Source organism: Streptomyces sp. NPDC090127 (assembly GCF_044746945.1).
In the GTDB taxonomy this organism is placed as follows: Bacteria; Actinomycetota; Actinomycetes; order Streptomycetales; family Streptomycetaceae; genus Streptomyces.
In genome coordinates this window covers 620288-633269 of record NZ_JBIVDE010000005.1, presented here as the reverse complement: position 1 = coordinate 633269, position 12982 = coordinate 620288, and the positions used below count along the sequence as shown (strand labels likewise).

Sequence of the window (12982 nt, the reverse complement as noted above, 5' to 3'; positions counted from 1 at the left end):
GTGGCGACTGTGACATGGCGGCACTGATGTCACGTCATCGTACTTACGTCCTACGTGAGTTGGAGGAGACCTCGGAGAAGATCGCGACTTTCGGCCGGATCGGGACTCTCCTCGGCCAGCCGCTCCATCACGCGCGCGTACTGGGCGACCTCCTCGCGCTTGTCGAGGTACAGCGCGCTGGTCAGCTGCTCCAGGTAGACGACGTCGGAGAGGTCGGACTCGGGGAAGCTCAGCATCGTGAACGCGCCGCTCTCGCCCGCGTGCCCGCCATAGCTGAAGGGCATCACCTGGAGCGTGATGTGCGGATGCTCGGAGACCTCGATCAGATGCCTCAACTGCCCGCGCATGACCGCCCGGTCGCCGTACGGGCGGCGCAGCGCCGCCTCGTCGAGGACGGCGTGGAAGTGCGGGGCACGCTCGGAGACGAGGACCTTCTGGCGCTCCAGACGGAGCGCGACGCGACGGTCGATCTCGGCGGCCGAGGCGCCGGGCATGCCGCGGGCGACGACGGCGTGCGCGTACGCCTCGGTCTGCAACAGGCCGTGCACGAACTGGACTTCGTAGATACGGATGAGGGAGGCGGCGCCCTCCAGACCGATGTACGTCTGGAACCAACCCGGCAGCACGTCGCCGAAGCTGTGCCACCAGCCCGCCACGTTCGCCTCGCGGGCGAGCCCGAGGAGCGAGCCGCGCTCGGCCTCGTCGCTGACCCCGTAGAGCGTGAGGAGGTCCTCGACGTCCCTGGCCTTGAAGCTCACCCTGCCCAACTCCATACGGCTGATCTTGGATTCGGACGCACGGATCGAGTAGCCGGCCGCCTCGCGGGTGATGCCGCGCGACTCGCGCAACCGCCTCAGCTGCGAACCCAGCAGGATGCGCCGCACGACGCTTCCGCTCGCTCCGCTCGATTCGACTGCGGTCACGGCTCCAGCCTCTCCTTCGCGGTCTCGGGCCCCCGGATTCTGCCACTAAACGCTTCAGCGCGTACACATTCGATTACGCAAAGAGGGCAAGTTCAGGGCGACTTCCTGATCAAGGCGAAAGTCCTCCGCAGAAGATATGCACAGAATCGGCACGGGGACGGACAGGTCCGGCGCGTGCACGTGCATCTGCCCTTGCATCCAGTGGTCGCATTCGGAACGATGGACCCCGCGCAACCGCACCACATCCGCGATTCGCCGCGATTCCCGGGAGTGCCTCGCATGGGGACGAATGGATCGACCATGCTCGAGCCGTTACGGCAGGGGCTTCCGCCGATCGATCCCGCCGCCGTCTCCACCTCCGCCTCCTGCGCCCTGCCGCCCGCGTACGAAGCGGTGGGCGGCGCACGGAAGTTCACCCGCGCCACGCTCGCGCAGTGGGATCTCAGCGAACGCTTCGACGACGTCGCCCTCGTCGTCTCCGAACTCGTCACCAACGCCCTGCGGCACGCGCTGCCCTCGGACGCGGCCCAGGACCATCTGGACGGGCCCGGGAGGCACACCCCCCCGGTCCGGCTGCACCTGATGCGCTGGACGAGCCGGCTGGTCTGCGCGGTGCGCGACCCGAGCCACCGGAGCCCGGAGAGGCGCGAGGGGGACGAGGACTTCGCGGCGGAGTCGGGGCGCGGGCTGTTCCTGGTCGACTCCTTCAGCGACAGCTGGGGGTGGCACCCGCTGGCCGGGACGCTCCAGGGCAAGGTGGTGTGGGCGCTGTTCCGGACCGGACCGGAGTGACGTCCCGCGTCCACATCCACGTACACGTACACGTACACATCCACGTCCTCGCCGCCGTCGACGGACGAGGAAGGGCCCCGGCGGGAAGCCGGGGCCCTTCCGTATGCCTGTTCCTTACGTCTGTTCCGTGTATCCGTTCCCCGTGCCTGCGTCATACGAGGTGGTCGAACTCCCCGTCCTTGATGCCGAGGAGCATCGCCTCTATCTCGGCGGGCGTGTAGACCAGCGCGGGACCGTCCGGGTGGCGCGAGTTGCGCACGGCCACGTTCCCGCCCGGCAGCTTGGCGAACTCCACGCAGGAGCCCTGGGAGTTGCTGTGCCGGCTCTTCTGCCACACGACACCCTGGAGCTCCGTGGCCGCCATGCCGTTGTACGCGTGATGCGCATGATGCACTGGTAGCTCCCCGAGATGTTTGATGCAGGTGTCAACTTCCTCGGATCATAGCTGTGTTCATATGCCACTGCATGAGCAGATGCACGTGCACGCGGGGTGGCGTAGCGACTACGCGACTGCGTGCGACGTGGTCGCGACAGCGGCAGCAACAGCGGCAGCGGCACGGACAGCGGACTCGGCCGCGAGGCCGGCTGGTGTCGTCGCCCCTGGAGGAGACGTCCTCGCGATCCGGTGGGTTCCCTCCCGGCGCGACCGGCTTGCGGAGGCCGCGGCGTCTCAGGTGGGGGACGACGGCGTGGCGAGGGCCTCCGCCAGGTCGTCCAAGGCGTCCAGAAGCAGACCGGCGCCCTTGCGCAGCAGCGGGTCCTCCATCAGGGGCCCGCAGGTCGCGATCGTCTCCCGGAGCTCGTCCCACTCCGGCGCCCTGCGCTCGCGTACGGCCTTCCCGGCCCGTTCCGTCGAGCGGCGCAGCTCCTCCGCGAGGGTCGCCGCGGCCGGGACGGGCGGGGCGCCGCGCTCCGGCAGGTGCGCCTCCATCAGCATCGCGACCCGGCCGAACTGGGCGAGCGCGTGCTCCGCGTCGTCTGCCGCCGCCCGGGACAGGCCGCGGTGGCGCACCGGTTCGTGGGTGGCCCGGTCGAGCGCCTCCTGCCAGGCGATCCGGGTGGCCCGGGTGTCGAGCAGCGCCTGGCGGACGTCGGCGCAGACCGGGCCGGCCGGATCGGCGTAGTGGGCGACGACGGTGGCGGCGTAACGGCCGTCGGAGACCAGCCAGTCGGCCAGGCGGCCGCGCAGCCGGGGCGTCTCCCAGGCGGGGTAGACCGCGTACGCGAGCATCGCGAGGACCCCGCCGATGAGGGTCAGCACCACCCGCTCGTACACGGTCTGCGTCCAGGCCGAACCGCCCATGCCGAGCAGGAAGACGACGTACGCGGCGACACAGACCTGGCTCGCGGCGTACCCGGTGCGCATCAGCAGGTACATCCCGAAGGCGCTGCCGACGGCGAGCGCGGCGGAGGCGTACACGCCGGGGTCGGCCGCCTGGACGACGCCGGTGGCGAGGCCGACCCCGAGGAGGGTGCCGCCGAAGCGGGCGACGGAACGGGAGTACGTCTGCGAGAAGTCGGGGCGCATGACCATGACGGACGCCATCGGGGCCCAGTAGCCGTGGCCGAAGGGGAGGGCGGTGCCGAGGACGTAGCCGGCGGTGGTGACGGCGGTGACGCGGACGGCGTGCCGCAGGATCGCGGAGTCGGGGCGGAGTTCGGCGCGCATCTGTGCCGCGACGACGGGGGCGAGGCGGAGCAGGGTGGGGCGGGCGCGGGCGTCGGAGGCGGTCTCGGTGCGGGGTTCGGCGGTCTCGACGACGTCGTCAAGGAGGGCGGCGAGGCGGTCGGCGGCGCGGCGCGGCGGTCCGGTGAGGAGGGCGCCGGTGTCGGGGGTGCGGAGGGCGGCGACGGCGCCGGGCGGGAGGTCGACGGCCTCGCCGCGCCGGATCGCGTGGGCGGCGGCGTCCAGGACAGTCGCCGCGGCGGCGAGGATCTCGCGGACGCGGGCGCGTGGGGGGCCTTCGGCGGAGACGCCGAGGGCGGGGTCGGCGAGGGAGGCGAGCACGGGGCGGATCCGCTCGGCGAGGCCCCGGGCGCCGTGGAGTTCGGCGGGGCGACGGCGGGCCTGGCGGCGGGTGACGGCGGCGGCGTTGCGGGCGGTCATGAGGGGGACCGGGTCGAAGGGGGCGACGGGGTCCTGGCGGAGGCGCCGGGCGTAGTCCGCCTCGGCGGCGAGCGCGTCGGCGAGGGCGTCGCGCTGGGCGCCCCAGCGGCGGACCGGGAGGAGGACCACGAGGACGGCCTGGACGAGGCCGCCGACGGCGATCATGGCGGCGTGGCCGGCGGCGCCGGCGACGGAGGTGGGGAGAGTGACGGTGACCAGCATGATCGCCACGTTGGAGGAGGCGATGATGCCGATGGTGGGGCCGGCGGCCCAGGCGAGGCCGGAGAGGAAGGTCCAGAGGGCCAGCAGGGCGAGGAAGAGGGCGAGGTGGGCGCCGGCGCCGGTGACGTAGCCGAGGAAGGTGGAGAGGGCGAGGCTGGCACCGGAGGCGAGGGCGAGGGTGGGGCGGGGGCGCCAGGAACGCTGGAAGGTGGCGATGGCGGCCTGGAAGGCACCGAACGCGGAGCTGATGGCGGCCTCGGTGCCGAGCAGCGCGAGCGTCACGCCGACGACCAGGGCGAGGCCGAGGGCCGCGCGGCCGGCGACGAGCGGCTCGAGACGCCGCCGCTCGACGGTGAGCCCGGAACGGGCGGTCGCTTTCAGGGCCCGCGGCCAGCTCATGGCCCGAGCCTAGCGGCGAACCCCCACGAAGGGCACATTTCGCCCACCCTGGGGCCTTCCGCGTTGTCGGGGGCGTGCTCCTGCCCCGGACCCCCGGCGTCGGACCCCTGGCCCCCGGCCCCCCGCCCCCGCCGCTCCCGGCCCCCGGCCCCCGCCGCTCCCGGCCCGGCGATGGCGCGTCGGACGGTCAGGCGGGGGGTAGTTCGTCGTGGGGGTGGACGCGGGCCGTGTCGGCGGCTGTCGTGCCGTGGGTCCAACCCGCCTCGTCCCACATCGCGCGCACGCGCGTCGTGCGGGTCTGCGGGAACATCTCGTCCGCGCGTGACGTCACCGCCACCTCGCGGGACGCCAACACCGGGAGGAGGGTCGGGGTCTCGGCGGCCACCCGGCGGGAGGTCGCCGCGAGGCGCGTGCCCAGGCGGTTCGCGTACGCCAGCAGGAACGACTGCCGGAAGGACTTCGTACGCTTCCGGCCGCCCGCCCGCTGCTCCGCCTCCGCCCGTGTCATCGCCGCCGTCCCCTGCACCAGGAGCGAGGTGTACAGCAGCTCCACCGGATCCAGGTCCGCCTCGAAGCCGACCACCGTCGAGAAGCCGTACGGCTCGTTCCACACCGCCCGGCAGTGGTTCGCGCTCGCCACCGCGTCCAGCAGGATCGCCTTCGCCTGCTCGTACGGCGGCTCCACGCCGATCCGCATCGCCCCCGGCACGTCCCCCGACGGCGCCCGCGCCGCCAGCGCCGCCTCGTCCAGGCTGTGGCGGGCCATCAGCTCCTGCGCCTTCGCGGTCAGCGCCTCGGCCTCCTCCGGGTACCCCGTCGCCTCGGCCTTCGCCAGCAGCGCCCGTACCCGCGTGAGCATCCGCGGCTCCCCCGCCGTCGGCGCCGGCAACGCGTCGCCGGGCACCGGACCCACCGGTTCCAGCGACGGCAGCCTGACCAGCAGGCGGTACAGCTCCAGCGCCGTCGTCGCCGACGAGAAGCGGTCCGCGCGAAGGGGCCCTGACTCCAGCTCCGTCAGCTGGGACGGCCAGCGGTGCGGCAGGTGCGCGTAGCGCGCCGTCTCCGACGCGATCAACGACCCCGCCAGCCGTACGTGCTCCTCCGCCAGCTCCCGCCGCACCAGCCGCAGGAGATCCGCCGGCTGCCAGCCCCGCTCCCACGCCCGCCGTACGAACTCCTCGCCCCGGCGCGCCAGTTCCGCGTCCGCCGAGCGGTCCGCCGCCAGCAGCGACGCCGCCGTGTCCAGGGCCGCGTCCTCCTCCGTGTACAGGGCCGTCTCCAGCGCCCTGTCTACCGTCGTACTCACCGCTGCCTCGCGTCCCCTTCCTCGCGCGCCCGGCCGCGCTGCCTCCAGGATGGGCCTCACCGGCCGGAACCACGAAACCAGGGGGCGCGGGCAGGCGGGGGCGCCGGTCGGAGGTAGGGCCAGGCCTACCCTTCGTACGCCCCTCAGTGGTCGTGATCGGACGGCGCGGAAACGGTTCGCTTGAGGCATGACCTCAACCACGACCACCACGCCTGCGGCCCGCTCCGGCATCGCCGTCCGGCTCGCGGGCCTCCACCGCCACCACCGCGACGTGCGCGCCCTGGACGGCGTCGACCTGGAGTTCCGTACCGGTACCTTCACCGCCGTCATGGGGCCCTCCGGCTCCGGCAAGTCCACGCTGTTGCAGTGCGCGGCGGGCCTCGACCGGCCCACGGGCGGCACGGTGGAGGTGGGCGGGGTCGCCCTGGAGGGGCTGAGCGAGCGGCGGCTGACGCTGTTGCGGCGGGACCGGATCGGCTTCGTCTTCCAGTCGTTCAACCTGCTGCCGTCGCTGACGGCCGCCCAGAACGTGGCCCTGCCGCTGCGGCTCGCCGGGCGGCGGGTGGCGCGGGGCGAGGTGCGGGCGGCGCTGGAGCGGGTCGGGCTCGACGGGCGTGAGAGGCACCGGCCCGGGGAGCTGTCCGGCGGACAGCAGCAACGGGTCGCGATCGCGCGGGCGTTGATCACGCGGCCGGCGGTGCTCTTCGGCGACGAGCCCACCGGGGCCCTGGACTCCACCACGAGCCGGGAGGTCCTGACGATGCTGCGGGAGCTGGTGGACCGGGACGGCCAGACGATCGTCATGGTCACCCACGACCCGGTGGCGGCGGCCCGCGCGGACCGGGTGGTGTTCCTGGTCGACGGGCGGGTGGTGGGCGAGCTCGACGAGCCGACCGTCGAGCGGGTCGCGGCCCGCATGGCCGGCCTGGAGACGGCGGCGGCGACAGCGGGGACGTCGTCGGCGGCGCGTGGAGCCGGTGCGGAGGTCGTCCCGTGCTGACCGTCGTTCTCTCCGGGCTGCGGGCCCGCTGGACCGCCTTCGTCGGCAGTTTCGTCGCGCTCGCCCTCGGCGTCGGGCTCCTGGCCACCATGGGCCTCGGCCTCTCCGCCACCTTCGACGCGCCCGAGCGCGCCCCGCAGCGGTTCGCCGCCGCGCCCGTGGTGGTGAAGGGGCGGGACGCGGTCACCGTCGACGTACGGCGAGGTCCGCGCACCGCCACCGTCTCGCAGCGACTCGACCGTCCACAGCCTGTGGATATCGAACTGCTGCGCGAGCTGAAGGCCCGGTGGACGGTCACCACCGCCGGGGGCCCGGACGCCGTCGGCGTCCACGGCCCCGCCACAGAGGTCCGTACGGTCGTCGGCGACCGGGCCCAGGTGCTCACCGGGGGCGAGCGCCGGCGCGCCGACCCGGAACCGGAGCGGGACGCCGAGGCGCTCGTCGCCGTCAACGCCCTCCTCGGCACCGCCGGGGGCGTCACCACCTTCGTCTCCGTCTTCGTCGTCGCCTCCACCTTCGCGTTCGCGGTCGCCCTGCGGCGGCGCGAGTTCGGTCTGTTGCGGATGGCGGGCGCGACGCCCGGCCAGGTGCGGCGGATGCTGCTCGCGGAGGCCGCCGGGGTCGGGGTGCTCGCCTCGGCGGCCGGGTGCGCGCTCGGCGCGTGGGGGGCGCCGTGGCTGGCGCGGGTGCTCGTGGAGGGGGGCCTCGCGCCCGACTGGTTCGCGATCGGGGGCGCCGCCTGGCCCTTCCACGTGGCCTTCTGGACCGGCGTGACCGTCGCACTCGCCGGGGCCTTCGCCGCCGCGCGGCGGGCGGGGAGGGTCGGCCCGGGGGACGCGCTGCGCGAGGCGGACGTCGACACCGACGTGCTGCCGCTCGGCCGGGCGCTGCTCGGGACGGGGCTGCTGGTCACGGGCGCGGCGCTGCTGGTGTGGACGTGCGTGGGCGAGCCGTCGGAGCTGCTGAAGCGGAAGACGTACACGACGCTGCCGATGCTGCTGATCACCGGCGTCGCGCTGCTCGCTCCGCTGCTCGTACGCCCGGTGGCGCGGGCGCTGCGGCTGCCGGGGGCGACGGGGATGCTCGTACGGGAGAACAGCGCGGCGGCCGTGCGCCGTACCGCCGCCGTCGCCGCGCCGGTCCTCGTGACGGTGGCGCTGGCCGGCACGCTGCTGGGGTCGTCATCGACGGTCACGAGCGCGAAGGCGGCGGAGGCGCGGGAGCAGACACGGGCGGAGCGGGTGGTGACGGGGGACGACCTGCGGCCGGTGGCGGGCGCGTCGGCGACGGGCGCCACCTCCGTCTTCGTACGGGACGGTGCGGAGGCGCTGGTCAAGTACGGGGCGCGGGCGGTGTACGACCCGGTGGCCTTCGCGGACCTGGCGCGGCTGCCGGTGGTGGCCGGGGACGTGGCCGACCTGGACGACGGCTCGATCGTCGTGAACGAGGAGTTCGAGCGGCGGGCGGTCGGCGACGAGGTGGAGGTGTGGCGCGCGGACGGGAGCGGGCCGGTGCGGCTGCGGGTCGTGGCGGTCCTGGCGCTCGGGACCGGCGACAACGGGCCGTACGTGACCCGGGCGAACGCGCCCGGGGTGGCCGTGGACCGGATCGAGGCTGGGGGCGCCGTGGGCGCGGAGGCGCTGGCGGCGGCCGGCGGCACGGTGCGCGGGGTGGACGCGTGGGCGGCCGCGACGCACCCCACGAGCAGCCCGGAGACCCGCCTGGGGCTGCTCCTGGTCCTCGGGATCGCGCTCGTCTACACGGTGCTCGCGCTCGCCAACACGCTGCTGATGGCGACGTCGGTACGGGGCGGCGAGCTGGCGTCGCTACGGCTCGCGGGGGCCACCCGGGCCCAGGTCCTGCGGGTGGTGACGGGCGAGTCGGCGCTCGCGGTGACGATCGGGGCGGTCCTGGGCCTGGCGGTGACGGCGGTCTGCCTGGCCGTCCAGGGCGCGGCGCTCGCGGCCCTCTCGGCCCCCGTCGCGCTCGCCGTCCCCTGGCCCACGATGGCCGCGACGGCGGCCACCTGCGCCCTGGTGGCGGCAGCCGCCTCCGCCCTCCCCGCGTGGCGCCTGACGCGCTGACCGGCGAAAGTGGGTGGACGGGGCGGTGACCGGGGTCGGAGCCGGGTCACCGCCCCGCCCTCCGTCAGCCCCGGGCGACCGCCGCGTACGAGACGAAGACGGCCCAGGCGGAGGGGGCCAGGTCCAGGTGGGGGAGGTCGATGTCCTTGGAGTCACGGACGTGGACCGTGCCCGGGGTCGTGGCGACCTCCACGCAGGAATCGTTCTCGCTGCCACTGCTGTAGCTGCTCTTGAACCACGCCAGCTCGGACTTGTGGATCATGTCTCTCCCAGCACACGCTTGATGAAGACCAGCGACTCCCTTGGCGTGAGAGCCTGCGCCCGGATCATTCCATACCGCAGATCCAGGATCCGGAGCTGCTTCAGATCGGCGACCGGGCGTCCGTTGAACGCCCCGGGCGACCGCCCCACCCCTTGCCCGTCCCCGAACCTCAGCAGTTCGATGGGGCCGTCCATGCTGGCGTGCGTCTCCACGCCGGTCGGCATGACCTGAAGCGCGATGTTGCGGTGCAACTGGCACACCTCCATGAGGTAGTGGAGCTGCTGGTGCCAGACCATTGTGCCTCCGATAGGGCGGCGGAGGACGGCCTCTTCCAGGACGAAGCTGAGCGCGGGGGCGGGTGAGCGGTCGTAGATCTTGCGGCGGGCCATCCGCCCCGCGACGCCCTTGTCCACCTCTTCCTGCGGATAGGCGGGCTGACGCATCTCGAACAGGGCGCGCGCGTACTCCGGCGTCTGGAGCAACCCGTGGATGCTGTTGCTCTCGTAGACGTTGATCTCGACCGCCCGCGCCTCCAACCGCTTCAGATCGCGCACCTTCTTCGGGTACCGGACCTCCGCCACGTCCTCCTTCATCGTCGCGATGAGGCCGCCGGCCCCCAGTGCCTCGTCCACCTTGTCCAGGAACTCCGGCCGGGGGATGCGGGCGCCGCGTTCCACCTTCCTGATCAGGTCCTCGCCATAGCCGACCCGTTCGCCGAGTTCGACGGCCCGCAGCCCCTTCGCCTCCCGCCACTTCCTGATCTGCCGTCCCACCGCCGCGACCACCGCCGCCCCCGACTCGTCGTCCGGGTCGACCTCCCAGCCCGGCTCGTCCGTCTCGACCACGCTCACGCCCCGCCCACCTCCGTGAAGCCGTACCTGTACTCAGCGCCGCCCTACCCGACGGCCGCGCGGGACAGCCGGGACAACGCCGGACAGTCTCGGGACAGTCACCGTACGTAAGGTTCTCTTCGCTGGGCAGCGTACGCACGGCCCACCACGCTGGGTGACATGAACCAAGAAACCGCCCACGTATTGGCGTCTGTACGCCAGTTCGGAATCCAGCTCTCCGCCACGCCCCGAGGGGCGCGCCTCGGCCGTCTCCTCGCGGTCGAGCAACTGCGCACCTGGGAGCTGGGGACGATCTCCGAGGTCGCGGCCCACGTCGTGGCCGAGCTCGCCGCCAACGCGGTGACCCACGGTCGCGTCCCCGGGCGGGACTTCCGCCTGGCGCTCACGACGACGGCGACCACGCTCCGTATCGAGGTGACCGACACCCGGGCCGACCGCCTGCCGGTCCTGGGGCCCCCGGGCGGTGGCGAGTCGGGGCGCGGGCTCCTCCTCGTCGACGCCCTCGCGGACCGGTGGGGCGTGATGCCCGGACCCGTCCCGCGCAAGACCGTCTGGGCGGAGATCAGACTTCGGTGACCCCCGCACCACCACGCAACCGCGCTGGATCTGGGGCCGGTTGTTCGGCCCATGCTCTCGCCGACCACCCCAGGCATCCGACGGCCCCCGACGGGAGTAGCGTCCCGGCGAGGGCCTGACCAGCGAGGAAGTACCTACGGCAGCAGCACCAACTTGCCCCGCACGTGCCCGGACTCGCTCAGCTCCTGGGCCCTCGCCGCCTCCTTCAGCGGGAGGGTCTCGGCGACGACGAGGCGCAGCCGACCCTCCGCCGCCGAGCGGGCATGGGTGGTCAGCCAGGTGCGGGCGAGGGGCGGCTCGACCGTGACACCGCTGAAGACGATGCCGTGCTCCGCCGCGTCGACCGCCGCGATCGTCACGATGCGTTCCTTCGCGCCGCCCGTCAGCTCGATCGAGACCGGAAGCGTGTCGTGGCCCGCCGCGTCGAAGACCGCGTCGATGCCGTCGGGGGCCGCCGCGCGGACCCGGTCGGCGAGCCCCTCGCCGTACGCCACCGGGATCGCGCCCAGGGACTCCAGGTACGCGTGGTTGCGCTCCGAGGCGGTGCCGACCACCGTCACACCGGCGGCCACCGCCAGCTGGACGGCCACCGAGCCGACCACGCCCGCCGCGCCGTGCAGGAGGAGGGTCTCGCCCGAGGTCACTCCCAGGAGGTCCAGGACCCGCTGCGCGGTCTCCCCCGCGACCGGGATGCTCGCCGCCTGCTCCCACGACAGGCCCGTCGGCTTGGGGGCGAAGACCTCGGCCAGGGCGTACTCGGCGTACGCGCCGGTCGTCGTCCAGCCGAACACCTCGTCGCCGACCGCCACCCCCGTGACGCCGGGGCCGAGCGCGTCCACCGTCCCCGCGAACTCCAGCCCCGGCACCGCCGGGAAGGTCGTCGGGTAGAACTGCTCCACCCATCCGTAACGGCGCTTGTGGTCCACGGGGTTGACGCCCACCGCCGCCACCTTCACCCGGACCTCGCCCGCACCCGGTTCCGGTACCGCGACGCCCGTCTCGTGGCGCAGGACCTCCGGGCCGCCGAACTCCTCGTACACGATCGCTTCCATCTCGGCCTCCACAGCCCCTCGTTCGTCGATGAGGTCAAGACTGCGGCCCCGATCCCCCGCCACCCGCCCGCCCTTCGACCAGTCCCACCCGGCCGAAAGGACAGGTCGACCGGCCCTCCCGCTCATTACGCTGATCCGCATGGACGCGCACACGCTGAACTCCGCGTACGAGATCATCCAGCAGCCCCTCGGCCGGATCCTGCCCAGGCTCTCGGCCGTCCTCGCCCCGCTCGTCCCCCACCGGGCCGCCGCCGAACTCGCCACGCACTGCGCCCACTCGCCCTACAAGAGCGTCGGCGAACCCGGTGCGCTGGTCCCGAGCGCCGCCGAACTCGACCCGCTGCTCGCCGCCGGCACGCCCGGCCGGCCCTGGCAGGGCCGGGCCGTCGTCGCCGGGGCCGAGCGGCCCGTCGTCGCCGTCACCAGCGACGCGACCGCGCGGCGTTCCGTCCTCGTGCTCGTACGGGAGGACGACGCCGCGCCCGTGCCGGACGAGGTCCTCGACGTCACCCAGGCACTCTGGGACCTGGTGACCAGCCACTTCGACCGGTTCGCGGTCGAGGCGATGCCCGGCGCCCTGGCCCGTTCGCGGACCGCCGCCGACACCCGGGCGCGCGTCATCGCCGAGCTGACGACCACGCACTCCTCGGCGCTCTCCGGGATCCTCGCCGTCCTCCGCAGCCGCGCCCTCGACGACGCGTCCGCCCGGACCACCGCCACCGACCTCGCCGTCAACGCGCTCGTCCAGCTGAGGGCCGAGTCCAAGCGGGATCGCTCGATCGCCGAGGAGCCCGCCCACGAGGCCTTCGAACGGCTCGCGGACGGGCTGCGGACGATGCTCCGGCACAGCACCGTGCGGCTCGAACTCGGGCCGCCCGACACCGCCCGCACCCTCGCGGCGGACGTCGCCCACGGCGCGCGGGCGATCGTGCGGGCGCTGCTGCTCCTCGCCCTGGAGCAGGAGTCGGTGAGCCGGGTCCACGTCGGCTGGCAGATCACCGAGCACGAGCTGCGGGCCACCCTGCGCGACGACGGGCCGGGCGCGCTCGCCGGGCACGAGCTGGGCGCGGGCAGCGTCTCCGACCGGCTCGACGTGCTCGGGGGGCGACTGGAGGTCGACGCCGTCCCCGGCTGGGGCACGACCCTCACCGCGAGCCTCCCGCTGGCCACCCCCGACACGTCCGTCGCCGCCGTCGCCGCCGTCGACCCGCTCACCGGTCTCGGGGAGCGGGAGGTCGAGGTCCTGACGCACCTCGCGCTCGGCCACCGCAACCGGCAGATCGCCGCCGAGCTGCACATCAGCGAGTCCACCGTGAAGTTCCACGTCGCCAACATCCTGACCAAGCTCGGGGTCGGCTCCAGGGGCGAGGCCGCCGCGCTCTTCCACAGAGCGGCGTAGCCGGGCGTT

Annotated in this window: 12 protein-coding genes; 5 read left to right on the top strand and 7 right to left on the bottom strand. The window is 73.9% G+C overall.

From position 1 onward, the window contains the following. Positions 1–50: 50 nt before the first annotated feature. The gene (locus ACIPPS_RS21710; protein WP_401434673.1) at positions 51–884 is read right to left on the bottom strand and encodes a helix-turn-helix domain-containing protein; all 834 of its coding nucleotides are present in this window, start codon (positions 882–884) and stop codon (positions 51–53) included. A 318-nt stretch (positions 885–1202) separates the two neighbouring features. Between ACIPPS_RS21710 and ACIPPS_RS21705 the strand changes: the two genes are divergently transcribed. Next, positions 1203–1715, top strand: a complete 513-nt coding sequence (locus ACIPPS_RS21705; protein ID WP_401434423.1) for an ATP-binding protein — start codon at positions 1203–1205, stop codon at positions 1713–1715. Between the two features lie 151 nt (positions 1716–1866). Here the strand turns inward: ACIPPS_RS21705 and ACIPPS_RS21700 are convergent, their stop codons facing one another. The 3 genes from ACIPPS_RS21700 to ACIPPS_RS21690 form a co-directional block, all read right to left on the bottom strand. Further along, entirely contained in the window at positions 1867–2079 is a 213-nt protein-coding gene (locus ACIPPS_RS21700) for a DUF397 domain-containing protein (RefSeq protein ID WP_361957001.1), read from the bottom strand. Between the two features lie 306 nt (positions 2080–2385). After that, positions 2386–4443, bottom strand: a complete 2058-nt coding sequence (locus ACIPPS_RS21695; RefSeq protein ID WP_401434420.1) for an FUSC family protein — start codon at positions 4441–4443, stop codon at positions 2386–2388. 187 nt (positions 4444–4630) lie between these two features. Beyond that, positions 4631–5749, bottom strand: a complete 1119-nt coding sequence (locus ACIPPS_RS21690) for a DUF2786 domain-containing protein (protein ID WP_401434418.1) — start codon at positions 5747–5749, stop codon at positions 4631–4633. A gap of 187 nt (positions 5750–5936) precedes the next feature. On the opposite strand from ACIPPS_RS21690, the gene ACIPPS_RS21685 reads away from it, so the two are divergent. Then, entirely contained in the window at positions 5937–6749 is an 813-nt protein-coding gene (locus ACIPPS_RS21685; protein WP_401434415.1) for an ABC transporter ATP-binding protein, read from the top strand. Beyond that, entirely contained in the window at positions 6743–8833 is a 2091-nt protein-coding gene (locus tag ACIPPS_RS21680; RefSeq protein WP_401434413.1) for an FtsX-like permease family protein, read from the top strand. The genes ACIPPS_RS21685 and ACIPPS_RS21680 overlap by 7 nt, the downstream gene beginning before the upstream one ends. A gap of 64 nt (positions 8834–8897) precedes the next feature. On the opposite strand, the gene ACIPPS_RS21675 is transcribed toward ACIPPS_RS21680, so the two are convergent. Both ACIPPS_RS21675 and ACIPPS_RS21670 read right to left on the bottom strand, forming a co-directional pair. Beyond that, complete coding sequence (locus ACIPPS_RS21675) at positions 8898–9095, bottom strand: DUF397 domain-containing protein (protein WP_401434410.1); 198 nt, start codon at positions 9093–9095, stop codon at positions 8898–8900. Then, entirely contained in the window at positions 9092–9946 is an 855-nt protein-coding gene (locus ACIPPS_RS21670; protein ID WP_401434407.1) for a helix-turn-helix transcriptional regulator, read from the bottom strand. Before ACIPPS_RS21670 ends, ACIPPS_RS21675 begins: the two co-directional genes overlap by 4 nt. 159 nt (positions 9947–10105) lie before the next feature. On the opposite strand from ACIPPS_RS21670, the gene ACIPPS_RS21665 reads away from it, so the two are divergent. Further along, positions 10106–10522: an ATP-binding protein gene (locus ACIPPS_RS21665; RefSeq protein ID WP_401434404.1), complete on the top strand. Its 417-nt coding sequence runs from the start codon at positions 10106–10108 to the stop codon at positions 10520–10522. Between the two features lie 134 nt (positions 10523–10656). Here ACIPPS_RS21665 and ACIPPS_RS21660 read toward each other — a convergent pair whose 3' ends face one another. Continuing rightward, entirely contained in the window at positions 10657–11574 is a 918-nt protein-coding gene (locus ACIPPS_RS21660; RefSeq protein WP_401434401.1) for an NADP-dependent oxidoreductase, read from the bottom strand. 139 nt (positions 11575–11713) lie between these two features. On the opposite strand from ACIPPS_RS21660, the gene ACIPPS_RS21655 reads away from it, so the two are divergent. Further along, a complete protein-coding gene (locus ACIPPS_RS21655) occupies positions 11714–12973 on the top strand; it encodes a LuxR C-terminal-related transcriptional regulator (RefSeq protein ID WP_401434398.1) in 1260 nt (419 codons plus the stop codon). The last annotated feature ends 9 nt before the right edge of the window (positions 12974–12982 follow it).

What these genes read in the sequence shown, in the direction of transcription:
- ACIPPS_RS21705 (WP_401434423.1), top strand. Translation starts at nt 1,203, where the DNA reads ATGGGGACGAATGGATCGACCATGCTCGAGCCGTTACGGCAGGGGCTT.
- ACIPPS_RS21700 (WP_361957001.1), bottom strand. Translation starts at nt 2,079, where the DNA reads ATGGCGGCCACGGAGCTCCAGGGTGTCGTGTGGCAGAAGAGCCGGCAC.
- ACIPPS_RS21695 (WP_401434420.1), bottom strand. Translation starts at nt 4,443, where the DNA reads ATGAGCTGGCCGCGGGCCCTGAAAGCGACCGCCCGTTCCGGGCTCACC.
- ACIPPS_RS21685 (WP_401434415.1), top strand. Translation starts at nt 5,937, where the DNA reads ATGACCTCAACCACGACCACCACGCCTGCGGCCCGCTCCGGCATCGCC.
- ACIPPS_RS21675 (WP_401434410.1), bottom strand. Translation starts at nt 9,095, where the DNA reads ATGATCCACAAGTCCGAGCTGGCGTGGTTCAAGAGCAGCTACAGCAGT.
- ACIPPS_RS21665 (WP_401434404.1), top strand. Translation starts at nt 10,106, where the DNA reads ATGAACCAAGAAACCGCCCACGTATTGGCGTCTGTACGCCAGTTCGGA.
- ACIPPS_RS21660 (WP_401434401.1), bottom strand. Translation starts at nt 11,574, where the DNA reads ATGGAAGCGATCGTGTACGAGGAGTTCGGCGGCCCGGAGGTCCTGCGC.
- ACIPPS_RS21655 (WP_401434398.1), top strand. Translation starts at nt 11,714, where the DNA reads ATGGACGCGCACACGCTGAACTCCGCGTACGAGATCATCCAGCAGCCC.